The sequence below is a fragment of the Puia sp. genome (assembly GCF_036500295.1).
In the GTDB taxonomy this organism is placed as follows: Bacteria; Bacteroidota; Bacteroidia; order Chitinophagales; family Chitinophagaceae; genus Puia.
The window spans coordinates 156897-182272 of the sequence record NZ_DASYCH010000125.1; the positions used below are offsets into that span (position 1 = coordinate 156897).

The following is a 25376-nucleotide window of genomic DNA, read 5'->3' on the forward strand; positions in this document are numbered from 1 at the left end:
GCCTGTTCGTTGGATGACCGGCCCCCTTTACCTTTACCGCATGATAAGGAGATCGGAGATGATGATGCTGGCCGCCGTATTAATGATCATGACGATCATCGGGGTTGGCGCATTCCAGGGATACTGGATCCGAAAATTGTATGTCGAGGAGTGGAGTACGCTCAAGCGGGAAACGGAGGTTGCCTTCCGGGATGTCGTCTACCAGGTGCAGATGCAGCGATTCCGTAAGAACAAGCATTTTCTCGAAGAAGCTGGAACGCACCGGGCAGGTGCATCCGACGATCTTTTTATGTACAATGTGCTGGACAGCTTTAAAACCGTAATAAAGGATTCTCTGGGGAAAGATACTCAGCCCGGACCGGCGGGACAGATAAGAAGGATGTCCTTCTCCATTCGGACGGATGCCCGGAATGATACTTTTCACTCGGAGTTCCCTTCTCCCCTATCCCATGACGTAGTAGTCAATCTCCCCTTCATCATCCGTTATCTGTCGGGTAAGGATTCCACCAGTCCCCCCTTATCGGTTGGGGAGATCGATAGTGCCTATAAAAAGACTTTGTTGAGGGCCGGTATCACAGTTGCTTACCGGCTGGAACGAACGGCCGGGAAAGCGGCCGAACTGGAGAAGCCGATACCCAATGATCAGCTGAAGACTGGATTTATCTATATCGGGCTCTCCAATGCCTATGCCTATCAAGCCATTTTCGCCAACCCATTCCCCTACATCGTCAGGAAACTGCGGCTCCCGATCATCGTCGGATTCCTGTTACTGGCGTTTACGGCGCTATCGCTGATCTTCCTCTATCGCAACCTGGTCCAGCAGCGGCAGATCGCAGCCATTAAAAATGAGTTTATCAGCAATATGACCCATGAGCTGAAGACGCCGATCGCAACCGTGACGGTGGCCGTGGAGGCGTTGCGTCATTTCGGAGCGCTGGACGACCCGGAAAAGACCCGGGAATACCTGGATATCTCCGCCCTGGAGATACAACGGTTATCCTTGCTGGTCGACAAGGTGCTGAAGCTCTCGCTTTTCGAGAACCGGCAGATCGAGCTCAAACCCGAACGGATCGATGTAGCCACACTGGTAGCCGAAGTGATGGCCAGCATGAAACTGTCCTTTGAAAAAGCGGGCGCCAGCGTACGGCTGAGTTGCGAAGAAGACGCTCTTTTTGTCCGGGCAGACCGGATGCACCTGGCCAGCGTGATCAGCAATCTGCTCGACAACGCCCTGAAGTACAGCCGCGAGAGTCCCGTATTGGCGATCGGTGTCTCGAGGGAAGGGGATGTCGTCCGGCTTTCGGTAGCAGACAACGGGATCGGTATTCCGGCGGCATACCGGGAGAAAATATTTGAAAAGTTCTTCCGGGTACCATCGGGAGATCATCATAACATCAAAGGATATGGACTGGGCCTTAGTTATGTCCACCATATCGTGATGCGCCATGAAGGAACTATCTCGGTCGAGAGCAAGGAGGGGAAAGGAAGTTTATTTACCATCCAACTACCGGCAGCATGAGCAAGATCAGGGTACTTTATGTGGAAGACGAGATCTTTCTCGGAAAGATCGTAAAAGAAACGCTGGAGAGCCGGGGGTTTGAAGTGCTGATGGAGACGAATGGGGCAAGAGTACTGACCCTGTTCGAGAACGTCCGGCCGGATATCTGTGTGCTGGACATCATGCTGCCCAACGTCAGCGGCTTCGAGCTGGCAGAAGCGATCCGCGCGCGAAATGACGATATCCCCATCATCTTTCTGACGGCCAGGACGCAGACGGAGGATCTTGTCCGCGGTTTTCGCACGGGGGGAAACGACTACATCCGCAAGCCGTTTAGCATGGAGGAACTGATCGTGCGGATAGAGAATTGCCTGCGGGTAAGGAGGGAACCGGCGTCGGCCGGCGTTATCCCCGAGTCATTGACTATCGGCGAATATATCTTTCATCCGTACCGGCAGGTGTTGGCGGGTGGCGGAGAAGAACGGAAGCTCTCCTACCGGGAAAGCGAACTGCTTCGACAGTTGTGGATGAACAAGGAAAAGGTCATCGAACGCGAGGATATTTTGCAGGCTATCTGGGGGAATGATTCTTTCCTGAACAGTCGCAATCTGGACGTGTATATCACCAAGCTGCGGAGTTATCTGAAAGCGGACGACCGGGTGGAGATCCTGACGATAAAAGGTGTCGGGTACCGGTTTGTTATTCCGTGAGATCATCGCGTCTGCTTCAGCGTAATTTTAACCTTGCTTAACCTTTCTCACAGGTTACTTAACCCCGGCCGGTGCTTTCCCATCTTAGTTTTGGACAAATTCATCCCATGTCCAAAATTCTATTTTTCGCCCTTCTTTTTCTGCGTTTTTCGGCTTCCGCGCAAACGATCTCCGGTCGCGTGATCGATAGTATTGCGGGTAAAGGATTGGCCTATGCGACGATCTCGCTCGTAAGGGCCGAAGACAGCGTGCTGGTCGGTTTTTCCGTGGCGGACAGCAGCGGCCGGTTTCGGCTTACCGGCATCCGGCAAGGACAGTTCCTGCTCTCGGTCTCTTACGCGGGCTATGTTCCGGTTTGGAAGCCGGTGTCGTCAGCCGCCGGTCAGTATGAGGCCGGCACGGTCGCCCTGACGCCGGTGGGATTACGGGATGTGCAGGTGGTGGCGCGGCGGCCGCCGGTAGAGATCAATAATGACACGCTGGAGTTCAACAGCGAGAATTTCAAGACGCAGCCGAATGCCGTGGTGGAAGACCTGTTGCGGAAGATGCCGGGGGTGACGATCGAGAGCGATGGTTCCGTCAAGGTGAACGGGCAGACCGTGAAGCGCGTGTTGGTGAATGGCAAGGAATTTTTTACGGGGGATGTGAAGATGGCGACGAAGAACCTCAATGCCGATGCCGTGGATAAGGTGCAGGTGTTCGACCGCAAGAGCGATCAGGCCGGTTTTACAGGGGTAGATGATGGGAATAGCGAAAAGACGATCAATTTGAAATTGAAGAAAGACCGGAACAACGCCTTATTCGGAAAATTAATGACAGGGGGAGGTGCTGAAGGCCGGTTTGACGGCCAGGCCAATATCAACCGTTTCAAGGGAGATGAACAGCTTTCATTTATCGGAATGGGAAATAATACCAACCGCCAGGGCTTCACCCTGATGGATGTGCTGAATTTTACCGGCGAACTTTCGCGGGGGATGAAAAATGGCGGAGGCGGTGTACAAATCCAGCTTGGCGATCCCAGCAACAATAACGGACTACCGATAACCGGGCTTGGCCAGGGGCAGCAGGGGGTGGCGACGACTGCCGCGGGCGGATTGAATTATAATAACGCCTGGGACCAGGGGCGAACCAACCTGAACGCCAACTATACGATGAGCCATGTCCGCCTGCTGACGGACAAGGAATCGGCGATGCAGAATCTGTTGCCGGGAAATATCTATACAACGTTGGACAGTTCGCACACGGTGCACAGCGCGGCGCAGCAGCGGTTCAACGTCATCATCGATCAGCAGCTGGACAGCTCGCTGTCGCTGAAGTTGACGCCTTCCTTTACCTGGCAGCACTCCGAAAAGAACGACCATTCCAGCTATCTCAGCACCCTGCCTGACGGGTCGGTCCTGAATACCGGGTTCACCAATAGTCAGTCGCAGCCGGGAGCTTTTAATGTTACGACAGAGGCGTTGATCCGAAAAAAACTGGCCAGGAAAGGGCGGACGCTCTCGGTTGACTTAAACCTGAATTATAATCACAGTACCAGTACGGGGACCCAGGTCTCCAACAATACCTTTTATGAAGGCGGGTTGATGACCGACTCGGCCCTAAACCAATATTTATCGCGAGACGCCGTGACGAGGAGCCTTGGCGGAAATATCACTTATACGGAACCGATCGGCCGGCGATCGCTGATGGCATTCAGCGGGTTCTACAATTCCAACACCGGCAGCAGTAACAAACAGACGTTTGATCCCGATCCCGCTACAGGTAAGCATGACAGCTTCAATACCCTGCTGAGCAATGATTTCAGCAGTCACTACCAATATTCCGGGGGCGGGATCAGTTTCCGAAGTAATCCGCGAAAAGCGATGATCACGGCAGGAGCAAATTTCCAGGCAGCCACGCTAAGCGCCGTGAACAACAGCGGGGGGCGGACGATCCGGCAGGCGTTTACGGATGTTCTGCCTAATGTCATTTTTAAGTACCTCTTCAGCAGCACGAAGAATCTCGAACTGGACTACTTCACCAGTACCATACAGCCCAGTGTTACCAAACTGCAACCGGTGGCCGACCTTAGCGATCCCTTGAATATCCGGACGGGGAACCCCGATCTCCGGCGCTCGTATAACCACCAGGTCTCGCTGAGCTACTTCAACGCCGGCCCGTCGAAACGGACCAGCCTGATGGCAACCGTCAATTATAACGAGACCGCCAATGCCATGGTGGAAAGTGATTCGGTGAACCCGGCCGGAGCGCGGGTGATCACGCCGGTGAATGCAAATGGGGTGCGCAACCTCTTCAGTAATGTCGATCTCGGCTTTCTTTTGCGGAAGATCTATTCACGCGTGGAGATCGGAAGTTATTTTATATACGGCGAAAACGTATCCCTGCTGAATGGGCTGCGGAATAATATCCAATCTACGACGATCGGACCGCGCATGGTGTTCGATTATACCCGGGAGGACAGGATCGATGTCGAGCTGACGGCGTCGCTCTCGTTCTATTCGGGCAGGTACTCGTTGCAGTCTGCCTTGAATACACACTATATGCGACAGAACTATGGAGCAAACGTGACGGGGTATCTGCCGTGGCGGATCTCGGTGCACAGCGAGTTCACGGCCACCGTCAATACGGGGCGGGCGGATGGATACAATACGACCATCCCTTTGTGGAATGCGTCGATCGCGAAGGCACTCCTGAAGAACGATCGCGGGGAAGTAAAGTTGGGCGTGACGGACCTGCTGAACCGGAATACGGGGATCACCCGGAGCATCAACCAGGGAAATATCCTGGATGAGCAATACAATGTGTTGCGGCGGTATTTTTTGGTAAGTTTTACGTATAGCCTGAACAAGTCCGGCTTGAAGACCAGGGGACGGATGATCCGAACGCGGACGATCGGGGACTAGGAGGCGGTGGCGGGTTTGGGTTTTCGAAGCTGGAGGAAGAGGCCGATCGCGAAGAGGAGGAGCAGGCCGAGGTAGCACTGTTTGACGATGGGCGCATCCTGGCTTTCGGCGATGGGATGCGAAAGGGGAACCCGGGTGAGGGTTTCGGTGATGGCCGGGATGAAGGAAAAAAAGAGGGTGGTGGACATGAGGATGGTCTCGGTCTTGGGGCCGCGGGCGCCGAAGAGGCGGTGGGCATAGATGCCCAGGGCCAGAAGGACAAGGACCAGCGCGGAGACAACATGTGGTGGCCCGAATTGACCGGTCTTCCTGATGCCGAAGGAGGTGAGGCAGGTGAAGAAGGTGAGGATAACGTACCAGCGGCCGGCGGAGGAACGGGGATCGATCCGGCCGCTTTGAAAGAGGGCGACGAAGGCCGCGATGATAGCCAGGATGCTGATGACGGTATGGATGATCCCGAGCGTGGAAAGATGGTTGGGCATAGTGTTGGTTTTGGAGTTGACGGGAAGATACGAAGATTACGGATCAGTGCACCGGGTAAGGGCCTTCCATAAATTCTTCTTCGTGATAACCCTTACAGCCGATGGCTCTGGCAAGGGGGCTTTGGAGGGTCTCGCCTGCACTCAGCCGGGTCAGCAGGTACCCGAAGTCGTGGCGGGGCTGCCAGCCAAGCTCGATTCGGGCGAGGGCATTGTCATAGACCCGGTCGATGCCGGTGAACATCTTCCAGCCGCGTTTGGCATATACCTCTTCATAGCCGGGGAAGAGGCGCCTCACGACGGCGGGAGTGTCGGTGCGCAAAAGAGCCAGATCTTCGGGGGTGAAAGGGGTTGTTGCGCTGATGATGTACTTGCCAAACCCGAGAGACTCCGCTTTTTGGGCGGCGGCGAGGAGGGCGGTGACGGTGTCCTCGATATCCACCCGGCGAAAAAGATATTCATTGGCCTTGAGGTTGTCACTGGTATAGATCTCCCGCATCTTTTTGTTGTCATCATCTTCAGGAAAGAAGCGGGAGGTCCGCAGGACGATGCAGGGCAGCCTGAAATTGCGATGGTAGAGCTGGCAGAGATCCTCCGCCGCTTCCTTTGTCACCCCATAGATATTTTTCGGGATGGATCGCGTGTCTTCGGTGACCCATTCGGCGGGCTCGCCGGCGGGTGGAATGAGCGCGTCCCCAAAAGCGCTGGTCGTGCTGGTGAAAACAAAGCGTTTGACACCGGCGGCGACCGCTTCCTGCAGGAGGTTCAGGGTCCCGGTAATATTGGTGTCGATAAACAGCTGTGGGGTATGGGTCGCGACATGCGGCTTGTGGAGGGTGGCGGTATGGTAGACGGTGTCCACCCCTTCCATACACTGACGGACGAAGTCGCGGTCGACGATAGTGCCGACACGGTGGGTGAAAGGAGATTCGAGGATGTCGAGACCGAGAACGGAGGTGGAACCGGCTTTCAGCGTTCGGACCATGGCTTCCCCAAGATGGCCTGCGCTGCCTGTGACGAGAGCTTTCATCGATTAGCGATTATTCAGCGATGAAGGTAAGGATTTTGGGTCGCTTGTACGATCTTGTACCGAGATGTACACCGGATGATCGGGGTTTCCGGGGTTTTTGGGGGAAATTTAGAAGTATGAAAAAGCTAACTGAATTAGGACCCATCTTTTATGCGATCGCGGTCGCCGGTTTTGGCGTCAATCAGCTGCTGGCGCAAGATTTTCTGACGGGCTTGTTCCCGGTGCCCGCGGGATTACCGCTACGCCAAGTCTGGATGATCCTGAGCAGCCTCGTTTTCCTGCTTGCGGCAGTGGGAATGCTCTTTCCTGGCCGGAAGTATCTTGCCGCGGCGCTGGCGGGAACGAGTTTTTTTGTCTTTTTTCTTCTGTTGCATTTGCCGAAACTGCTGGGTGACCTGTACAACCCCGTAGTGTGGACTCCGCCTTTCGAAGCGTTGATGCTGGGAAGCGGGGGGTTCGTGATCGCCGCCTACCTGGTCAATTCGGGTCCCGGGGATGCAAGATGGGATAAGCCCCTGAATATTATGGGGCTGGTGAGCCAGTACCTGTTTGCCGTGGGGCTCGTCGTGTTTGCCGTGCTGCATATCAAATACAATGATTATATACAGACCTTGATCCCGGCATGGATGCCGGGGCATGTATTTCTGTCCTATGTCGTGATCGCCGCTTTTTTGTTGTCCGCCCTGAGTTTTTTCACCGGGTTGAAGCTTTCGCTGGCGTCGGCGCTGCTGGGGATCATGTTCCTGCTTTGGGTATTGTTATTACATGGACCCCGGGCTATCGGAAAGTTAACCGCAGAGCCCGAGTGGTCGAGTCTGTTTGTCGCTTTGGCGGTATGCGGGGCTGCTTTTACCATCTGCCGGCAGACGCGGGTATGGGCTCGCCAACGCCTCGAGCGCGGAGCCTTTGCGAATTGAAGAACGGACCACCCGCCCGGGGCCGTCCGCAGCCCTTTATTGAACCTCGGATAAACTATCAGCCGAGGCTTTTTCTTATCGCGATAAGATCTTCCTCTCCGAATTGGGCTTGCGCCTCACGGAAAGATTGGAAGGCCTGCTCGGCCAGCGGCGTCTGCCAGCCTTCGGAACGGGCAAGGCCAAGATCCTTGACGATCCATTTCAGGGCAAATGCCGCCTTGTAATTGTTATTGATGACGAGGTCGCCTTTTATCTTCGCGTATGCGTTTGCCATCGCTCCGTTGTTAACGATATTCATAAAGTCTTCTATCCTGACGCCGTGCTTTTCGGCGAAGAGGGTCGCTTCGGCCAGCGCCTGGGTGTGTAGGCCGAGCAGGAGGTTGATGGCCAGCTTGGCGGTGTTGCCCGCGCCGGTGTCGCCGAGATGAAGGGTGAGTTTGCCGAGGGATTGGAGAACAGGGGTCGCTTTTTCATAGGCAGCGGCCGATCCTCCCACCATGATCACCAGTTGACCTTCTTCTGCCTGCTTGACGCTGCCGCTTACCGGCGCATCGAGATATTCGTTGCCCTGTTGTTTGCAGGCCGCAGCGAATTCATGGCTGATGCCGGGAGAGATGGTGCTCATATTGATGATCAGCTTCCCGGATGTCTTTGCGGCTAACAAGCCGTTGTCGCCGGTGAAGCAATCCCGGATAGCCTGGTCATCGGAGACCATGAGAAAAACGATATCGGTATTCCTTATCAGTTCCGCGGGAGTGGCGGCGATCGTGGCGCCGGCGGCCTTGAGGGCGGACTCTTTTTCCTTGCTGCGATTGTAGACGGTGACCGGGTAGCCGGCGTTGAGGTGACGCCGGGACATGGGCGCACCCATATTGCCCAGACCGATCCAGCCGAGTTTTGTATTGTTCATTCCGCAAAGGTGCGAATCTTTTGTGAACACCGGCGAGGAATGGTACAGGAATTGCAAGGGGTTAACACTAAAAGAATGAGTATGTTCCGCACCAATGGAAAAAAATCGACGACAAAGGTTTTGGTCGTTGAAGATGAAGGCGATATGTGTCTGCTGCTGGAGTTGTTGCTGGATACCGAAGGAATGGAAGTAGATCATGTCCGATCCTTATCGGACGCCAGGGAATTCCTCGAGAAAGAACAACCTTCCCTGATCGTGCTGGACAACCGGCTCCCCGATGGACTGGGGATCGATTTCATCGCTTATCTCAAGGCACAGTATCCGGCGATTAAGATCCTGATGATCTCAGGCGTCGATATAGCCGCAAAAGATGCGGCACTGGAGACCGGGGCCGATACCTTCCTGTCGAAGCCATTTACCCAGTTGCAGCTGAAGACCAGTGTGAGCAGCCTGTTGAATTAAGCAAGAGCGGGGCCCTGTTTAATAATACGCCGAACGTGTGAGGAAGCCGAGATCGGCATGCGGCGATTTGGCTCCGTTATAGAGCCAGTCCTCCGGCTTCGTTCCGTGCATTTCAGCCTTGAACTTTGTTTTTAGTTCGGTCTCGTGTTCGCGGCCATAGATCATATACGGTCCCCTGCTGGGCGTACCTTATGGTGATTAAAAATAATAAAAAAGCCGTACCGGAGCGAACCGGTACGGCTAAAGACAGATTTCCGTGAATTATTGTTGCATACTGGAACCGGCATCACCCATGCCCTGGCCGTTCATACTCTTGCGCTTGAACAGATTGAGGTCCATCTTCCCAAAGCGATAGGAAAAGACGAGGCGGAAGAGCTGGGGATCCTTCAACCGATCGAATTCCTGCGAGAAGAAGGGGCTGCTGCTGAACTGATCAGACCAGCGGTTGCGGAAGATATCGGTCATAGTGGCCGTTATCGACGCCGCATTCTGTTTCAGGAAGCTGTACTTCACCGCAAGATCGAACCCATAGTAAGGCTTTATATATCCCTGGGCCGAGCTTTGCTGGACGGTTCCGGGAGGGCCGAACTGGTTGTTGTTGAGGTTGATCGGCAGATTGGTCTTCGACTGATAGATCGCCGTCAGCTGCACCGTGAAATTCCCCGGGATCTTGAAGTTGCTGTTGAATTTCCCGAACCAGCTCCATAGCGCCGCCTGCGATGCCTGTTGCAGATTTTCCGTGTTGATATGCGAATTATACACGTTGACATTGAGGGAGATGTCCCACCACTTGGTGATGTTGTCGGTGGAAGTGATCTCGCCGCCTACGGTATAGGCGTTGTTAGCGTTCTCGTACGTGTTGATGAGGACGGGCTGACCGATGGGGTTGATGCCGCTGTCCTGGTAACGCGTGATGAGATTGGTCGTGTGTTTATAATATGCCGAGACAAGCAGGGTATTGTTATGCGGGAAGGTCTTCATGTAGGTCAACTCGGTGTTGTACGTGAATTCCGGTACGAGATTGGGGTTACCGCGGGTGATGTTAAGGGTATCCGAGTAATCCGTGAAAGGGATCAGCTGGAAGAAGCCCGGGCGGTTGATCTTGCGGGTTACGCTAAGCTGCAGCTCCTGGTTGTGTTTCATCTTCTGGCTAAGGAAGATGGAGGGGAAGAGCGCGGTTGGATACGAGTTCTTGAAATGCTGGTCGTTATTCAGCAGATCGCCCGTATAGCGGGAGCTTTCGCCGCGCAGCCCGAGGGCATAGCCGAAGTTACCGATGGCGCTGGTGAAGTTGACATACGCCGCATAGACGTTGCTGGTGCTGGTATAGTCACTCACGCCCAGGGGATTGAATGTCCGGTCGCCTTTATCGTCCAGGGTATACGTGTTGTTGTCGTTGGCCAGTTTCTGGATGCTGGTGCGGAGACCGGCTTCCAGCTTGGTCTTTTCACCGAGCGGGTTGACATAATCCGTCTGGAAAGTATAGAAACTGGGTGCCGCGGTTCCCGTCTGCAACTGCCGGGTCGTATACGCGATAGTGCTTTTGGAAGGGTCCGTGTAATAGTCTGTTGTATAGAGCGAGTTCAACGAGGATTTGACATCGAAGAAGGAGCCGTCGATCGTCCACTCTTCGCCTTTCTTCTCGAAAGTATGCTTCATCCCTGTTTGTACGCCGTTGACATTGAAGGTTCGTTCGTTATTCGAATTGCGGAGCGAATTGACGACCGAGGAGTCACCAACCGGGGGGACGATCGTCGTCCTGATGTCCGAAACATCCGTAGGCTTGAACGAACCCTGAACATGAATATAGGAAGCGGAGAGAGTGGTCTTGTTCGTTACGAACCAGTCCATGCCGACCTGTCCAAACTCAAAATGTCCTTTGCTGCGCTGCAGATCCGACTGATAGAGATGAGTCGTGGTGTCGCGAAGGATGGTCGTACGATCGGTAGTACCTATCGTTCTTGGATTCATCCCGTTGTACATGCCGTTGAGCGTGAAGTTGACCTTATTCTGGCGCAGGCTGAGGCCGACAAGGGCGTTTGGTTGCCCATGGGAGTCGAAGCCGGCCGAAACACTGCCATTATATCCCTGTTTGCGATTTTTTTTGAGGATGATGTTGACGATACCCGCGCCACCGCCGGACGCATCGTATTTGGCGGAGGGATTGGTCATGACCTCAACGCTTTCGATAGCATCAGCCGGGATCTCATCAAGGGTCAGCGTCGTGGGACGGCCATCGATAAAGATCGTTGGCGTCGCGCCGCGGAGGGAGAGATTGCCGTCGATGTCGACGTTCACCGAAGGAACATTACGCATAACATCCACCCCGGTACCCCCTGCGCTGACAATGTTCTGCGCGACGTTGAACACCTTTTTATCGAGTTCCAGTTTCATCGGCGGAGTCTTGGCCGTAACCGTCGCGGTCGCCAGCTGAGCGACATCGGTAACGAGTTTCACCGCGCCCAGGTCCTTTTCGAAAGAGGGTATGGCACCATACGGATTGTTATTGCCCTTTCCCGGCGTAGTCTGCGCAGCGGCGGGTATGATGGTGAAGTTTACGTCCTGCGGTTTGTACCCCGTAGCGGAAATGCGGACAACAAGGGGTTGAACGATGGGAAGATCTTCGAAATTGAATTCGCCATTAGCCTTGGTGTCCATCCCCTTTATAAGAACGAGCTTTTTCTTTTTTGTAGCAGGATCGGTGGTGGACTTCAATACGACGGCCGTTGCCTGGACAGGCTGGCCCGCCGAGTCCGTCACTTTACCGAATGCCCGACCGATGGAAGGCGGAGGACCGGCGGGTCTTCCGCCGGGAGCGCCGGGTTTTGCACCCGGGGCGCCTTGTCCGCCGGGAGCCTGAGCCTGCGCAAGGTCAGCAAACAGGAAAGAAAGGAAAAGGATAGCAACTAATTTTCTCACGATTGTAATTTTAGATGACAAAGGTAATTTCGGTGTTTGGTTCCTTCGACAGCAATACTGCAAACGGAGCAAAAAACGCGGTAAACGGCATAAATCTGTCGGCAAACGAAATTGGTGCGTTACCCGCCGGAAAACGGGTCAGATAGCGCGCTTTGCGGCGCAATCCCCCCGTTATAATTACGCATTTACGCCCCTTTGAAGCGGAATTTTCCATCTAGTTTTGAGAAAAAGTAAAAATTATGAGAAAAGTAAAATTGCAGGTTCAGCTTTCCCTTGACGGCTTTATGGCTACCCCCGATCACAAGATGGACTTCCTGGAATGGAACTGGGATGAGAAGTTGAAGAAATATGTCGGTGATCTTACCGGGTCTTCCGACACGATGATACTGGGTACGGTATTATACCAGGGAATGGCAGCCCATTGGCCGGCGATCAAACCGGACAATGAGATGTATGCGGCTGCGCAGGGTTTTAATGCGATGAAGAAGGTTGTATTCTCTTCCGCGTTGAAGGGTCAGCCGCTGGAATGGAATAACAGCGAGCTGGCAGCGGGTGACGCGGCGTCCGTGATCCGTGACCTGAAGAGCAAGCCGGGGAAGGACATCATAGCATATGGCGGCGAGCGGTTTGTGCGGAGCCTTTTAAAAGAGGATCTGATCGACGAATACCATTTGTTTGTGAACCCGGCGGCGATCGGCAAGGGGTTGACGATATTTGGCGGGCTTGAAAGGTATAAGAAGTTTGGTCTCGTTGCGGCTACACCGTTCGAGTGCGGGATCGTCGTGTTGCAGTATAAGCCTATTTAACTCCTTTGGCGGGATCCCAGTTGCCGGCGAGTTTGCGAATGATCAGGATCTGTCCGGTGTGATAAGCCGTATGGGCGTTTACGTGATCGATCGCCGAGGCCCATTTCTTCAGTGTTGCGTCATCGCAAGTTTCGATCGCTTTCTCCCAATCTGCCATGACTTTATTGAGTTGCTGGACAGTGGTGGTCCAGGACGCCTCTGTAAAGGCGAAGGTCTCGTTGTTATCGCCGCTGAAGGGGGTCCGTTTGCGGCCATAGAATTTGTCCAGCTGGTCGCGGTTCCAGAACAACAGATGATAAGCCAGCTGGCCGACGGAATGGACGGAGTCGGCCGGCTTCCACATGGCCTGTTTCGCGGTGAGCCCTTCGAGGGCGACGGAAATGGGGGCATACCAGTCCTCTTTGTTCCAGGTATTGCGGAACTGTTCCAGGAGGATAGAGCGCAGCGTGGCTTCTTTTTGCTGGGCGGCGGCAGGCGTGGCGACCAGAATGCTGCCGGTGAGGGTAAGAGTTAGGATCGCAATGGATAAGAGATGTTTACGCATGGCTTAGCAGATATTTTCTCAAATTTATGTTTTCCTGGGAATGGGGTAACGACTGTTTGATAAGTGGAGGGGATACCGTGATGTTTGACCTTTTCACCGGCTTTTCTGGCAGGTAATAGTATATTTAGGGACATCAACCCCTACAAATATGTCTATTCCTTTTCGAAAAATGACGGCGACGCTTGCCGGCCTGTTGCTGGTTCTTTCACAAAGCGGATGGGCGCAGGGTACGCGACTGCTGCGGCAGCCGAGCCTGGGCGCGACGCAGATCGCCTTTGAATATGGTGGTGATATCTGGGTAGTGGACAAGAACGGCGGCGAGGCCAGAAGGATCACGAGCACGGCAGCGACCGAGAGTGATGCACATTTCTCACCGGATGGAAAATGGATCGCCTTTACCTCCAACCGAAGCGGGACGACGGCGGTGTATGTCGTTGGTACCGAAGGCGGCAACCCGACCCGGCTGACCTGGTATCCCGCGCCCACTTCCGCCCGGGGCTGGACGCCGGATGGGAAACGGATAATATATGCATCGGCAAGAGAGACGGGACCGGTCAACTATAACCGCTTGTGGAGTGTAGCTTCCGGCGGCGGGGCTTCGGATCTTCTGCCGGCGCCCTGGGGATTCGACGGAAGCCTGTCGCCGGACGGAAAGAAGATGGTCGTCGACCGGGTAAGCCGGTGGGATGTGGAGTTTCGTCATTATCGCGGCGGACAGAACACCCCGTTACGCATCCTGGACCTGGAGTCGCTCGCCGAGACGGAATTACCGGGTGAGCGGACGATGGATATTCACCCGGTGTGGCAGGGAGACGAAGTGTTTTTCCTGTCCGACCGGGATTTTATCATGAATGTATGGGCCTATTCGGTGAGTAAGGGGAGTCTGCGGCAGGTGACCCATCTGAAGACCGGAGATATCAAATGGTTGAGCGGCAACGGGAAGGAGTTGGTCTACGAGCATGGCGGTTATCTGTTCCTGCTGGACCCGGCCTCGGGCGCAAGCCGCCAGCTGGAGATCACCGTGCATGGAGATTTCCCGTGGGCGGAATCGCATTGGGAGAATGTGACCAGCCGTTCGACATCGGTTTCGCTATCGCCGACGGGCAAGCGAATATTGGTGGAAGCGAGGGGTGAGGTGTTTACCGTTCCGGTGGAGAACGGCAACGCGCGGAATCTGACGAATAGCAACGATGCCGCCGACCGGTCGCCGTTGTGGTCGCCGGATGGGAAGCAGATCGCCTGGTTTTCGGATAAGGGAGGCGCGGGGTACGCCTTGTATCTTACCGGCCAGGAAGGCAAGGGTGAACCAAAGAAAATTTCGATCGGCGAGTCGAAGCTGGCATGGGAACCTTGCTGGTCGCCGGATAGCAAGTATATCGCATTTGAAGATAATAAGGTGCGGGTGCGCGTCGTGGAGGTGGCGACGGGGAAGATCACGCCGGTGGATGTCGGCGGGGCCAATATCGAGCGCGGTGGAATGGGATTGGTGTGGTCGCCGGATTCGAAGTGGCTGGCCTATTCGAAGACCGGAACAAATAATTTCCGCCGGATCATGGTATGGTCGCTTGCAACGGGGAAGATCGCCCCGTTGAGCGATCCGCTTGCCGATGCGACACAGCCCGCCTGGGATAGAGATGGGCGGCATTTGTATTTCCTGGCGAGCACGGATGCGGCGTTGGGTTCGGGTTGGGCCAATACGAGTGCGATCCTGGCGCGACCGGGTTTTGCAGGGTACGTGGTGGTGTTGCGGAAAGAGGACGGTGCGCCGTTTCCGCTGAAGAGTGATGATGAGGCGGAGGGCGGCGCTGCCGCCGGCACGGCAAAGAAGGACAGTACGAAGAAAGATAGTTTGGCATCGTCGGTGCGCATCGATTTTGAAAATCTGGACCGGCGGACCGTTGCCCTGCCGATACCGGTCGCGAACTACCGGGGGATGATCGGCGGCCCGAAGGGTTCCGTATTTATCCTCACCGGAGAAGGAACGCTTAGCCGGTTTGTTTTGGACACAAAGAAACTGGAAGAATATGCCCAGCATGTCGGGCAGGCGGATGTGTCGGCCAACGGTGAAAAGCTGCTGATCCATTCCGGGAACAGCTTCCGGGTCGTGGCCGCGGGCAAGCCGCCGGCGCCGAATGAAGGCACGGTGGCGGTGAACCTGCGGATGAACCTCGACCGGACCCAGGAATGGAAACAGATCTTTACCGAAGCATGGAGATACGAGCGGGATTATTTCTACGATCCGGCGCTGCACGGCCGTGACTGGGACGAAGTGTGGGCGTATTACTCGCCGATGATCCCGTATATCCGGCATCGAAGCGATCTGACCTATCTGCTGGATCAGCTGGGCGGGGAGCTTAGCGTGGGTCACAGCTTCGTGTTTGGGGGTGACTTCCCGGCCGTGGATACGCTCCGTGTGGGTTTGTTAGGCGCCGATCTCGTTCCGGCTTCGGGACGATGGCAGATAAAACGTATCTATAGCGCCGAGAGCTGGAACCCGGAGCTGAAGGCGCCGCTGGCCCAACCGGGATTGAAGGTGACGGAGGGGAATTATATTCTGGCGGTGGATGGCGTATCACTTGGCGGCGATGTCGATCCTTATTCGTTGCTCGATGGGAAGGTGGGACAGCAGACGATGTTGCTGGTGAATAGCAAGCCTTCGGAAGAAGGGGCGTGGACGATCCGCGTGGAACCGGTGGGTTCCGAGGCGGCATTGCGGCAGCGGGCCTGGGTAGAAGATAACCGGCGGAAAGTGGATGAGTTGTCGGGCGGCAAGCTGGGTTATGTATGGGTGCCGAATACCGGCGGGCCAGGCTTCGTGTCGTTCAACCGGTACTTTTTTTCACAGCAGGATAAGCAGGGCGCGGTGATCGACGAGCGGTTCAACGGCGGCGGATCGCTCGATGACTATATGGTGGACCTGATGATCCGGCGACTGCGCGCCGCGATTACCAATGAAGTACCGAATGGACCTGCTTTCCGGCTGCCGGCGGGCATCCTCGGGCCGAAGGTACTGTTGATAAACGAGCTGGCCGGATCCGGCGGAGACTTCTTCCCGTGGGTGTTCCGGCATCAGAAGGTGGGGCCGCTGATCGGTGCGCGGACCTGGGGCGGGCTGGTGAAGTCCTCGGTGCATTATGCGCTGCTGGACGGTGGGGCGATAACGGCGCCGGACAATGCGGTATTCGATCCCGAGGCACATCAATGGATAGCCGAGAATCAGGGGGTTGCACCGGACATCGAGGTTAAGATCGAGGCGGGAGCGGCTTCGAAGGGGAAGGATCTGCAGCTGGAACGGGCGGTGCAGGAGTGTTTGCGCTTGCTGGATAAGGAGCCGAAGGGATCCCTGGAGCATCCGCCTTATTCGAAGCCGGCGGCCAGGCACTAGCGAAACGCGCGGCCATCTTCGGTCTCAAGGAAATTGACGGCTTCATCGTGATCGGTGGAGGTGCTGACCGGAAGCCATTTTTCGAGTTCGGCCTTGCGCGTGGCGTCGGCGGCCTGGAGGATCGCAACGGCTTCACTGCCGAGGACGAGGTGAACGGGAGGATGGGGCTCGTCGACGAGCCTGATCATCGCGCGGGCCGCTTTTTCGGGGTCGCCCATGGGAACGTACTTACCACTGCGGAGATAACTGCGAATGACACCGACACTTGCTTCATAGCCCTCGATATCGGGAGCGAAAGTCATCGAGGCGCCGCCCCAGTCGGTGCGGAAGCCGCCGGGCTCGACGGAGGTCACGTAGATCCCGAGCGGCGCCACTTCTTTTGCCAGGGCTTCGGTGAAACCGCCGAGACCGAATTTGGCGGCCTGATACATACTCAGCCCGGGATTACCGACGCGCCCGCCGACAGAGCTGATCTGGAGGATCCGGCCCGACCGCTGTTTGCGCATCACCGGCAATACGGCCCGGGTGATGGCGATAGGGGCATATAGATTCGTCTCCAGCTGGCTGCGGACCTGCTCGTCGCTGAAGGCCTCCGCGGCGCCGGTGATGCCGAAGCCGGCATTGTTGACGAGAACGTCGATGCGGCCAAAGGTTTTGACGGTTGTCGCGACGGCATCCCGGATCCGGGCGCTGTCATTGACATCGAGCGGCAGAGCAAGGAGCTGCCCGGGGTATTGGGATTCGAGTGATGCAAGCTGTTTGGGGTCGCGGGCCGTTGCTGCGACCTTGTCGCCCGCTGCGAGGACAGCCTCCGTCAGGCTGCGACCCAGCCCGCGGGAACTACCGGTGATGAACCAAATTTTTGCCATTTTATGCTGTTTTTGTAGCCCCAAAGTTCCGGTTTTCCCGGAACGGTAGGTTTGTTGAAAAGCTCAAAGATGGTTTGTTGGGAGGCTCAAAAAAAGACCCGGGCCGCCTGTCGGCGGCCGGGGTCTTAAAAGTATGTGATGTAGAGTCTAATAGACGTGATGCCCTTCCGCGGCGCGTTTGATAAGTTCATCCTTTTTGACGCCGACCTGCATCCCGATAGGCTGGCCGTCGCGATAAGTGACGACATTTATCTGGTTAGCACCCATGGGAAACCGCAGCGGGGTGCCATCATATTTGGGATAGGTGTTGTCGGGGTTTGTCTGATCGAACGTATAATAGATATCCAGCCCGCTGATCTCGGTGGTGAGGCTGACCGTGAGGTCCCCGCCGGCAATTCTCTTGGGGACAAGGATAGGATTGAAGGCGCTGCGTGCATATTTGATACCGGCCGCATCCATCCGTTTGAATTCGGCTTCCATCCTGTGCGTGAAGTCATCCCAGTTGCGGGCCTTCTTCGGGCTCCAATATACCTCGGCAAGGGCAAGCCCGCGGGGCCAGGTCATATATTGTGCATGACGATAGTTGGGAACGGACTCGCTCCAAAGATTGCCCTGACCGCCCAGAATAAGCTTTTCGTCGACACTGTCGGGAACCGGGTCCCAGGAGTAAGAGTCCTTGAGCCGGCAGATGCCATAGGTAGGGGGTTCTACGGAGCTCTCGCCCTGATAGAGATCGATATAGGTATAATCCCAGGGGGTCATGACCACGGGATGGTTCATTTTTGCCGCGGCGATCCCGCCGGACATACCCCGCCAGCTCATGACCGTAGCCGAAGGAGCGAGGCCGCCTTCCAGGATCTCGTCCCAGCCGATGAGCTTTTTGCCTTTGGAGTTGACGATCTTCTCGATTCGTTTTACAAAATAGCTCTGCAATTCATCCACATTCTTGAGATTCTCATCCTTCATCCGCTTTGCGCATTTTGGACAGGCGGCCCAGAATCCCTTGAAAGCTTCGTCGCCGCCGATATGGATATAAGGGTTGGGGAAGAGTGCGGCGATCTCGGTCAGTATCTTGTCAAGGATGAGATATACCGAGTCATTACCGATGCAAAGCGCGTTGTCCTCGCGAACCGGGGGACGGGCGCCGGGGTTGACGCTGTATTGCAGCTGGGTGCAGGAAAGATTGGGATAGGACGAGATCAGGGCCAGGCTATGGGCCGGGATATCTATTTCGGGAAGGATGGTGACATGACGCTCGGCAGCATACCGGATGATCTCGCGCATCTCGTCCTGGGTATAGAAACCGCCGTAGGGAGTGGGTTCGTTTGCCAGCGGCGGCAGGTATTCACCCCAACGGCCGGTGCGGGCCACACGCCACGCCCCATGCTGAGTAAGCTGGGGCAGGCTCTTGATCTCGATCCGCCAGCCCTGGTCGTCGCTGAGATGCAGGTGGAGGGTGTTGAACTTATACCGGACCATGTCATCGATATAGTGCTTTACCTCATCCTTGGTAAAGAAATGACGGCTGACGTCAAGCATCAGACCACGCCAGCCAAAACGCGGGTAGTCGGTGACTTCCACACAGGGGATGTTCGCAGTCTGGCCGGGAGCAGCATCAGCAGGGATCAATTGCAGGAGGGTCTGCATGCCGTAGAAGATACCGGCGGTCGTGTTTGCGCTGATGCGGATACCGGAGGGGGTAACCGAAAGCGTGTACCCTTCGGCGCCGAGGACATTCCGGTCTGCGGGCGTTGTGAGGGTGATCCGTTTGCCCCCTTTGCCCTGTTGCAGGTGCAGGTGTTCGCTCAACCAGCCGGCCGTAGACGCAAAGGAGTCGACGCTTGCGGAAATGGTGGTGGCCGGGGAGAGAACAAAATGGCCGGGTTGTTCTTTGACCGATACAGGCTCTGGAATGATGTGTACGTCCCCGGCCAGTACGGTGCCGGAGAGGGGGATGGCGATCAACAATGACAAAAAACGGGCGAAGATGGACATAGCGGACATTTTTATGAATGAACCGTGAATTTAGAATTTTCCTACCTTTCTGTAAAATGTTGTCCTATGTCCCGGTTTTTTTCGAAACAACTGCTTATCGGCGGCCTGCTATTGGTGGCGGGGTTCCCGCACTGCGATGGCCAGGTGAGCGACTCACTTGCTAAAAAGATCGATCGTGTTTTTAGTGAATGGGACAATACCAGCTCGCCGGGCTGCGCGCTTGCCGTGCTGAAGGATGGGAAAGTCATCTATACCCGCGGTTACGGGATGTCCAATATGGAATATGCCATCGCCATCACTCCCGGCTCTATCTTTCATGTCGCGTCGATATCCAAGCAATTTACGGCGGCCGCCATCATCCGGCTGGCCATGGAGGGGAAGTTGTCGGTAAACGATGATGTTCGAAAATATATCCCCGAGGTCCCCGATCTGGGCCATCCGATCTCGCTCGCCAACCTGATGCATCACAGCAGCGGGCTTCGCGACCAGTGGGACCTTGTAACCCTTGCCGGCTGGCGTGAGGGAGATGATATTACGGAAGATGACATCATGGAGATGGTGAAACGCCAGCAGGACCTGAACTTCCGGCCGGGCGATGAATATCTCTATTGCAATACAGGGTTTACCTTGCTGGGGATCGTTGTAAAGCGGGTGACGGGAGTTTCCTTACGGCACTACGCGGACTCCTGTTTTTTCAAACCGCTGGGGATGAACTCGACTCATTTTCACAGTGATCACACCGAGATCGTGCCCAACCGGACATCGGCCTACGTCCGGGACGGCGATCGATGGGCGATAAATATCCCGGTGTTCGATAACTATGGCGCCACCAGCCTGTTCACGACCGTGGGCGATCTGGCCAAATGGGATGAGAATTTTTATACAGCGAAGGTGGGTGGTCCGGCGTTTATCGATGCGATGCTCAAACCCGGGGTCCTTAATAATGGGGAGTTGCAGACCTATGCCTCCGGCCTGATGCTGGGTCAATACAAAGGGAGAAATTTTGTCGAGCACTCGGGGGCGGATGCGGGATACCGGGCTAATTTCCTGCGCTTTCCCGAGCAGCATTTTTCGGTGATCATCCTGGCCAATCTTGGGAATATCAACCCGACGGAGCTCTGTCGCAAGGTAACGGACCTGATGCTGCCGCCGGGCAAAGGAGAGGTCACCCCGGTAGTCATCGTGGATACGGCGACGATCGGCCGATGGGCAGGAGATTATTACGATTATACGAGCAAGGTGCGCATGAAGCTGGAGGGGAATGCGGTCAATTTTGGCAACAGCGGCTGGCTGAGCCTGAATGGCAATGGACTCCGGGCGTTGAATGATACGGTTTTCATGCATCCTTTCAATGGCGCCGAGTACCGGTTTCATGGTTCGGGGGACAAGGTGATGGTTCTGCTGCGGGCGCCCGGAATGAAGGATCGGAGTTATGAGAAAGTGAAGAAGGTGGCGGTGTCGCTGGCGGGGCTGGAAGATTTTGTCGGGACCTACTACAGCAAGGAGCTGGATGTGCGCTATACCTTCTTCATAAGCGATAATATATTGCAGGTGAAAACCCCGCGGAACGATGCGGCGGAATTGAGGCCTTTTATAAAAGATGTTTTCCTCGGGCCGTTCCTGTTGGAGTTTCAAAGGGATAAGAAGGGGAAGGTCGGTGGGTTTTTGCTGAATACCGGACGGAGCAGGAATTTGAGGTTTGAAAAAATATAAATCGATCAACATGAAAAAATGGGATTTGCAAGGCAAGAAAGCCCTGGTCACGGGAGGAACGAAGGGGATCGGACGGGCAATCGCGGAAGAGTTTTTGGACCTGGGGGCGGAGGTGATCATCGTCGCGCGGCATTCGAAGGACGTGCATGAGACGGTGCATCAATGGCAGACCGCGGGACGGCCGGTCTCCGGAGTGGTGGCCGATGTGAGCAAAGAGACCGATCGCGAGTGGATCAAGGCGGCGATCCAGGAACGCTGGGGGCGGCTGGACGTGCTGGTGAACAATGCAGGCATGAATATCCGCAAGAAGCTGGTCGACTATGTAGAAGAGGAATACCGCGAGGTATTCGAAGTGAATCTGTTCTCAACGATCGCCCTTTGCCGGCTTTGTCATCCCTACCTGATGCTTGGCATCGGGGCCAACGTGATCAATATTGCCTCGGTGTCCGGGGTCGTCGATACCTTGTCAGGCGCACCCTATGGAATGACGAAGGCCGCCATGATCCAGCTGAGCCGCAACCTGGCCATCGAATGGGCGGAATTTGGCATCCGGGTGAATGCCGTCTCGCCGGCCTACACGGACACTCCGCTTGCCGCATCGGTCCTGAAAAATCCCGAACGCCTGCAACATATCATCGACCGGACGGCGTTAAGCCGCGTCGCCCAGGTGGAGGAAGTGGCGGCTACGGTAGCCTTCCTCGCCATGGACAAAGCCTCCTATATCACCGGACAGAATATTGTGATAGACGGGGGGATGCTGGCGAAGGGTTTATAAATTCCTTACTCAGGTCATCATATATATAAAGCAGGTCGTTGGCCTTCCCATCCTTGTCGAAGATCTGCTCCCAGGTATTCAGCGGCTCCCAGATACAGGTGCCTTTCCCTAACCCACCGGGAACGCTGAACGCTATATCATTTACCTCTCTTTTGAATTGCGTGTATTCCACTACGATCATATCCTTTCCATATTGACGGGCGAGATCGTCGATATTGTATCGCAGATCGGCAAGGGTGCCATGCCAGCGCGGATAATAGGATAGCCCGATGACATCGAAGGACACCCGGCGCCGGAGCATGTTGTCGAGCCAGAAATGGGATTCGTCATTCTGGCCGCCGAGGGCGATATGCAGCATGATCGGGCAGGTCGGGTCGACGGCCTTTACCCCGCGAACCCCGGCATCGATCAACGCCGCCAGGCTGTCGGGATGGCGCATGCTGCCATCGGGCCAGATCATCCCATGATTGATCTCATTCCCCACCTGCACCATGTCGGGTAACGTATTCTGCTGCCGAAGGGCGGCGATTACCCTTTTCGTAAACGCATAGACAGAATCGGCCAGCGTCGGGAAATCGAGGCCCCGCCAGGCCGCGGGCTTATATTGTTTGCCGGGATCGGCCCAGTAGTCGCTGTAATGGAAGTCGAGGAGCAGCCGCATTCCTGCCGCTTTGACGCGGCGCGCCATCGCCAGGGTATGCGCCAGATCGCAGAAACCCTTCCCTGGGGAATAACCGCTGTCGCGGGCCGGTTCGTTGAAGATGCGCAGCCGGATATAGTTGAAGCCATGATCTTTCAGGATGTCGATGGCATCGCGTTGGCCCTTGTTATCGGAGAAGTGAACCCCGCGGGCTTCGAGTTCGGGCAGGAAGGAAATGTCGGCGCCCAGCATTTTTGTGACGGGGCGGTGGGTGTAATTGGATGCCGGAACCGGGTGTGGCATTGTGTTGGGGCTGATGAGCGAGATGTCGGTGGAACCCTTTTGGAGACCATCGGCTTCGGCGTAAAAATGGGTCATGCCGGGCTCGGAGCCGGATTGCAGAATGACCTGGCAGCGGCCGTTGAAGAGATTGCGCTGCGCGATGCTGTCGGCAGGGGCGAAGTTGGGCCCGAGCATGGGATCGAAGGCGGTGGCATTGTCGGCGGAGCCGGCGGCGGCAGGCATGGGCTTATCCGCCTCATGGCTGCTGGGATCGCCGTTGCCGACGCCGATGATATGCAGATCGCCGGTAGTTCGAAAGCGGATAAGGTTGCCGGCATCGGGGACTTCCCTGCCCTGGCGGTCGACAACACTGATGTTGACGACGGTCGATTCGCTTCCATCGGCGTTCATGGTCGTCTTGTAAGGCGTGACGACGACCTCGTGCGGTTCGCCGGTCGTCTCGACAAAAGCGGTAAGCTTCCTCCCTTTTTTTGTGGCGATGGCTTCAAGGCGGCCGGGTTCGTAGGGTACCGACCACTCCAGATGGCTGTTCCGCGGCATCGCCTTTTTACCCAGGCTTTTTTTGTTAAGGAAGAGCTCGACCTCGTCGGCATTGCTGTTGACCCAGACAGGGATGCTCTGGCCTTCCTTCCCCTCCCAGTTCCAGTGGGGCGAGATATGCAGGACGTCGTCGTCGGTGAACCAGGATTTATAATAGTAATAGATATTCTTGGGAAAGCCGCACATATCCATGACCCCGAAATGAGAGCTGATGTTGGGCCAGCTATAGGGAGTGGGTTCCCCGCGATAGTCAAAGCCGGTCCATATATATCCTCCAAGCCAATACGGCTTATCAGCCGCCAATGCCCACCACTGCTCGGCGGTGTTGGCCCACCAGGGCGCGTTGATATCCTCATCGGGCAGGTAGGCGTTGACGGTATCCTTTACATAAATACCCCGGGTGGTGACGGTACTGCCCATTTCGGTGCCGATGATGGGTTGATCGGGATGGTCCTTGTGATAGGGTTCCACGCCATGGATGCGATAGTTGAAGCCGCGGACGGGGATGACTTCGTTGATGCCGGTATAGACGTTGGCCAGATCGGCGGCATAGGTGCTGATGCGGGTGGGGTCCCACTCCTTTTGACGCTGGATGAGCGTAGCGGCGATGCGCCGGCCGACGGTGCGTGTCTGAACCATCTGCTCTTCATTGCCCAGGCTCCAGAGGAAGACGCAGGCCCGGCTGCGGTCGCGGAGGATAAGCCGATGGAACTGCCCCAGATATTCCGGACCACTGTTCAGTAACCGGTTCTCGTCGACGACGAGCAGTCCGAGGCTGTCGCAGGCGTCGAGCCATTCGGGGGTGGGCGGGTTGTGACTGGTCCGGCTGGAGTTGACGCCCATCTGTTTTAGCAGCCGGGCCCGGTAATACTGCAGATAGTCCGGCATCGCCGCGCCGACACCCGCATGATCCTGGTGATTGTTGACCCCTTTGATCTTTGTATAACGGCCATTGACATAGAGTCCACCGGCGTCGATGCGGATGGTGCGGATGCCGATACGCAGTTTTTCTTCATCGACGACGGTACCGGAATGCGTCGAGCCGGCGCCCGCGTCCGCCCGGAGCGTGGCGCCGGCGCGATAGAGGTAGGGGGTTTCGGGTGACCAGAGGACGGGCTTTTGCACGGTAACCGTTTGGATGACGGTCCGGCGTTCGTTGGGCTTTAGCGCCAGCCGCTGGGCCGTCGCGCGGCCGAGTAATTTGCCATCGCGGCTGGTGAGAAAGGCCGAGACGGTAGTGGTCGCGGGACCGGGGTTGTCGTTGACGACCGTCGTTTCGACGGTGACGGCGGCAGACGAAGGCGAGACGGCAGAGTGCACGAAGAGTCCGTCCTCCGCGATGTGGAGGTTGTTGTATTGTTCCAGCCAGACATGCCGGTAGATGCCGGCGCCCTCATAGTACCAGCCTTCATATTGCGAAGCGTCGACGCGGACGACGAGGACGTTTTCATGGCCATAGCGAAGGTAGTCGGTGATGTCGCAGGAAAACCCGCTGTAGCCGCTGGCGTTGCCGCAGAGATAGAAGCCGTTGACCCAGACCTTGCTGTCGCGGAAGATCCCGTCAAACCGGATGACGAACCGATGGCCCGAATCGCTCGGGGCGATGGTAAAATGTTTGCGGTACCAGCCGATGCTGGTAGCGGGATAGTGGCCGCCCACGGGCTTATAGCCATGGGCAATGACCGAAGAGTCGGGGGAGTTTGCAAAGGGCAGCTCGACGGCCCAGTCATGCGGCAGGGACAGCGTCCGCCAGGCCCGGTCGTCGAAATCCGGGGCAATGGCCGTGCCGTTGGCGCGGCCCGTCTTTACGAAGACGTTGGCCGTTCGATAGTTGAAATCTTTCGCGGGATCGGCGGCATCGCCGAGATGAAACTTCCAGCCGGCGTCGAAGGATTGGTGGCGCTTCGTCGGTTGTTGAGCCAGTACGAGAAGCGGAAAGAACACGATCGATAGGAGTAGCGCTTTCAAAAGAGATCGA

18 protein-coding genes are annotated in these 25376 nt (G+C 56.1%); 9 read left to right on the forward strand and 9 right to left on the reverse strand.

Features of this window, described 5'->3' with window-relative positions; translation table 11 throughout:
• Positions 1-40 precede the first annotated feature (40 nt).
• From VGM48_RS23380 to VGM48_RS23390, 3 genes are all read left to right on the forward strand, one after another.
• Complete coding sequence (locus VGM48_RS23380) at positions 41-1519, forward strand: HAMP domain-containing sensor histidine kinase (protein ID WP_331583103.1); 1479 nt, start codon at positions 41-43, stop codon at positions 1517-1519.
• The gene (locus VGM48_RS23385) at positions 1516-2208 is read left to right on the forward strand and encodes a response regulator transcription factor (RefSeq protein WP_331583105.1); all 693 of its coding nucleotides are present in this window, start codon (positions 1516-1518) and stop codon (positions 2206-2208) included. The genes VGM48_RS23380 and VGM48_RS23385 overlap by 4 nt, the downstream gene beginning before the upstream one ends.
• A gap of 107 nt (positions 2209-2315) precedes the next feature.
• Entirely contained in the window at positions 2316-5111 is a 2796-nt protein-coding gene (locus VGM48_RS23390) for a TonB-dependent receptor (RefSeq protein WP_331583107.1), read from the forward strand.
• Here VGM48_RS23390 and VGM48_RS23395 read toward each other — a convergent pair.
• Both VGM48_RS23395 and VGM48_RS23400 read right to left on the reverse strand, forming a co-directional pair.
• Entirely contained in the window at positions 5108-5593 is a 486-nt protein-coding gene (locus tag VGM48_RS23395) for a hypothetical protein (protein ID WP_331583110.1), read from the reverse strand. The genes VGM48_RS23390 and VGM48_RS23395 overlap by 4 nt on opposite strands.
• Before the next feature lie 43 nt (positions 5594-5636).
• Positions 5637-6620, reverse strand: coding sequence for an NAD(P)-dependent oxidoreductase (locus VGM48_RS23400; protein WP_331583112.1), 984 nt, complete (start codon positions 6618-6620; stop codon positions 5637-5639).
• A 116-nt stretch (positions 6621-6736) separates the two neighbouring features.
• Between VGM48_RS23400 and VGM48_RS23405 the strand changes: the two genes are divergently transcribed.
• Entirely contained in the window at positions 6737-7537 is an 801-nt protein-coding gene (locus VGM48_RS23405; protein WP_331583114.1) for a hypothetical protein, read from the forward strand.
• Between the two features lie 58 nt (positions 7538-7595).
• On the opposite strand, the gene VGM48_RS23410 is transcribed toward VGM48_RS23405, so the two are convergent.
• Positions 7596-8447, reverse strand: coding sequence for an NAD(P)-dependent oxidoreductase (locus VGM48_RS23410; RefSeq protein ID WP_331583116.1), 852 nt, complete (start codon positions 8445-8447; stop codon positions 7596-7598).
• 81 nt (positions 8448-8528) lie between these two features.
• Between VGM48_RS23410 and VGM48_RS23415 the strand changes: the two genes are divergently transcribed.
• Positions 8529-8909 (forward strand): response regulator, encoded by a 381-nt coding sequence (locus VGM48_RS23415; protein ID WP_331583118.1) that lies wholly within the window; start codon positions 8529-8531, stop codon positions 8907-8909.
• 18 nt (positions 8910-8927) lie between these two features.
• Here VGM48_RS23415 and VGM48_RS23420 read toward each other — a convergent pair whose 3' ends face one another.
• Together VGM48_RS23420 and VGM48_RS23425 are read right to left on the reverse strand one after the other, a co-directional pair.
• Positions 8928-9074, reverse strand: a complete 147-nt coding sequence (locus VGM48_RS23420; protein ID WP_331583120.1) for a hypothetical protein — start codon at positions 9072-9074, stop codon at positions 8928-8930.
• 96 nt (positions 9075-9170) lie between these two features.
• A complete protein-coding gene (locus VGM48_RS23425) occupies positions 9171-11828 on the reverse strand; it encodes an outer membrane beta-barrel protein (protein ID WP_331583122.1) in 2658 nt (885 codons plus the stop codon).
• Between the two features lie 239 nt (positions 11829-12067).
• Between VGM48_RS23425 and VGM48_RS23430 the strand changes: the two genes are divergently transcribed.
• Positions 12068-12634, forward strand: a complete 567-nt coding sequence (locus tag VGM48_RS23430; protein WP_331583124.1) for a dihydrofolate reductase family protein — start codon at positions 12068-12070, stop codon at positions 12632-12634.
• On the opposite strand, the gene VGM48_RS23435 is transcribed toward VGM48_RS23430, so the two are convergent.
• Positions 12627-13178: a DinB family protein gene (locus VGM48_RS23435; RefSeq protein ID WP_331583126.1), complete on the reverse strand. Its 552-nt coding sequence runs from the start codon at positions 13176-13178 to the stop codon at positions 12627-12629. The genes VGM48_RS23430 and VGM48_RS23435 overlap by 8 nt on opposite strands.
• A gap of 148 nt (positions 13179-13326) precedes the next feature.
• Between VGM48_RS23435 and VGM48_RS23440 the strand changes: the two genes are divergently transcribed.
• The gene (locus VGM48_RS23440) at positions 13327-16563 is read left to right on the forward strand and encodes a S41 family peptidase (protein WP_331583128.1); all 3237 of its coding nucleotides are present in this window, start codon (positions 13327-13329) and stop codon (positions 16561-16563) included.
• Here the strand turns inward: VGM48_RS23440 and VGM48_RS23445 are convergent.
• Positions 16560-17432 (reverse strand): oxidoreductase, encoded by an 873-nt coding sequence (locus VGM48_RS23445; protein WP_331583130.1) that lies wholly within the window; start codon positions 17430-17432, stop codon positions 16560-16562. The two genes, VGM48_RS23440 and VGM48_RS23445, sit on opposite strands and share 4 nt — an antisense overlap.
• A 147-nt stretch (positions 17433-17579) precedes the next feature.
• Positions 17580-19427, reverse strand: coding sequence for a beta-N-acetylhexosaminidase (locus VGM48_RS23450; RefSeq protein ID WP_331583132.1), 1848 nt, complete (start codon positions 19425-19427; stop codon positions 17580-17582).
• Between the two features lie 66 nt (positions 19428-19493).
• Between VGM48_RS23450 and VGM48_RS23455 the strand changes: the two genes are divergently transcribed.
• Positions 19494-21140 carry a serine hydrolase domain-containing protein gene (locus VGM48_RS23455; RefSeq protein ID WP_331583134.1) on the forward strand — a complete coding sequence of 549 codons (1647 nt, stop codon included), beginning with the start codon at positions 19494-19496 and terminating at the stop codon, positions 21138-21140.
• A 10-nt stretch (positions 21141-21150) separates the two neighbouring features.
• Positions 21151-21915 (forward strand): SDR family oxidoreductase, encoded by a 765-nt coding sequence (locus tag VGM48_RS23460; RefSeq protein ID WP_331583136.1) that lies wholly within the window; start codon positions 21151-21153, stop codon positions 21913-21915.
• Here the strand turns inward: VGM48_RS23460 and galA are convergent.
• Positions 21863-25366: a beta-galactosidase GalA gene (gene galA / locus VGM48_RS23465; protein ID WP_331583138.1), complete on the reverse strand. Its 3504-nt coding sequence runs from the start codon at positions 25364-25366 to the stop codon at positions 21863-21865. The two genes, VGM48_RS23460 and galA, sit on opposite strands and share 53 nt — an antisense overlap.
• Positions 25367-25376 lie beyond the last annotated feature (10 nt).

Bases quoted from the DNA above. Each gene is read 5' to 3' on its own strand.
- VGM48_RS23380 (WP_331583103.1), top strand. From the start codon at position 41: ATGATAAGGAGATCGGAGATGATGATGCTGGCCGCCGTATTAATGATC.
- VGM48_RS23385 (WP_331583105.1), top strand. From the start codon at position 1,516: ATGAGCAAGATCAGGGTACTTTATGTGGAAGACGAGATCTTTCTCGGA.
- VGM48_RS23390 (WP_331583107.1), top strand. From the start codon at position 2,316: ATGTCCAAAATTCTATTTTTCGCCCTTCTTTTTCTGCGTTTTTCGGCT.
- VGM48_RS23395 (WP_331583110.1), bottom strand. From the start codon at position 5,593: ATGCCCAACCATCTTTCCACGCTCGGGATCATCCATACCGTCATCAGC.
- VGM48_RS23400 (WP_331583112.1), bottom strand. From the start codon at position 6,620: ATGAAAGCTCTCGTCACAGGCAGCGCAGGCCATCTTGGGGAAGCCATG.
- VGM48_RS23405 (WP_331583114.1), top strand. From the start codon at position 6,737: ATGAAAAAGCTAACTGAATTAGGACCCATCTTTTATGCGATCGCGGTC.
- VGM48_RS23410 (WP_331583116.1), bottom strand. From the start codon at position 8,447: ATGAACAATACAAAACTCGGCTGGATCGGTCTGGGCAATATGGGTGCG.
- VGM48_RS23415 (WP_331583118.1), top strand. From the start codon at position 8,529: ATGTTCCGCACCAATGGAAAAAAATCGACGACAAAGGTTTTGGTCGTT.
- VGM48_RS23420 (WP_331583120.1), bottom strand. From the start codon at position 9,074: ATGATCTATGGCCGCGAACACGAGACCGAACTAAAAACAAAGTTCAAG.
- VGM48_RS23430 (WP_331583124.1), top strand. From the start codon at position 12,068: ATGAGAAAAGTAAAATTGCAGGTTCAGCTTTCCCTTGACGGCTTTATG.
- VGM48_RS23435 (WP_331583126.1), bottom strand. From the start codon at position 13,178: ATGCGTAAACATCTCTTATCCATTGCGATCCTAACTCTTACCCTCACC.
- VGM48_RS23440 (WP_331583128.1), top strand. From the start codon at position 13,327: ATGTCTATTCCTTTTCGAAAAATGACGGCGACGCTTGCCGGCCTGTTG.
- VGM48_RS23445 (WP_331583130.1), bottom strand. From the start codon at position 17,432: ATGGCAAAAATTTGGTTCATCACCGGTAGTTCCCGCGGGCTGGGTCGC.
- VGM48_RS23450 (WP_331583132.1), bottom strand. From the start codon at position 19,427: ATGTCCATCTTCGCCCGTTTTTTGTCATTGTTGATCGCCATCCCCCTC.
- VGM48_RS23455 (WP_331583134.1), top strand. From the start codon at position 19,494: ATGTCCCGGTTTTTTTCGAAACAACTGCTTATCGGCGGCCTGCTATTG.
- VGM48_RS23460 (WP_331583136.1), top strand. From the start codon at position 21,151: ATGAAAAAATGGGATTTGCAAGGCAAGAAAGCCCTGGTCACGGGAGGA.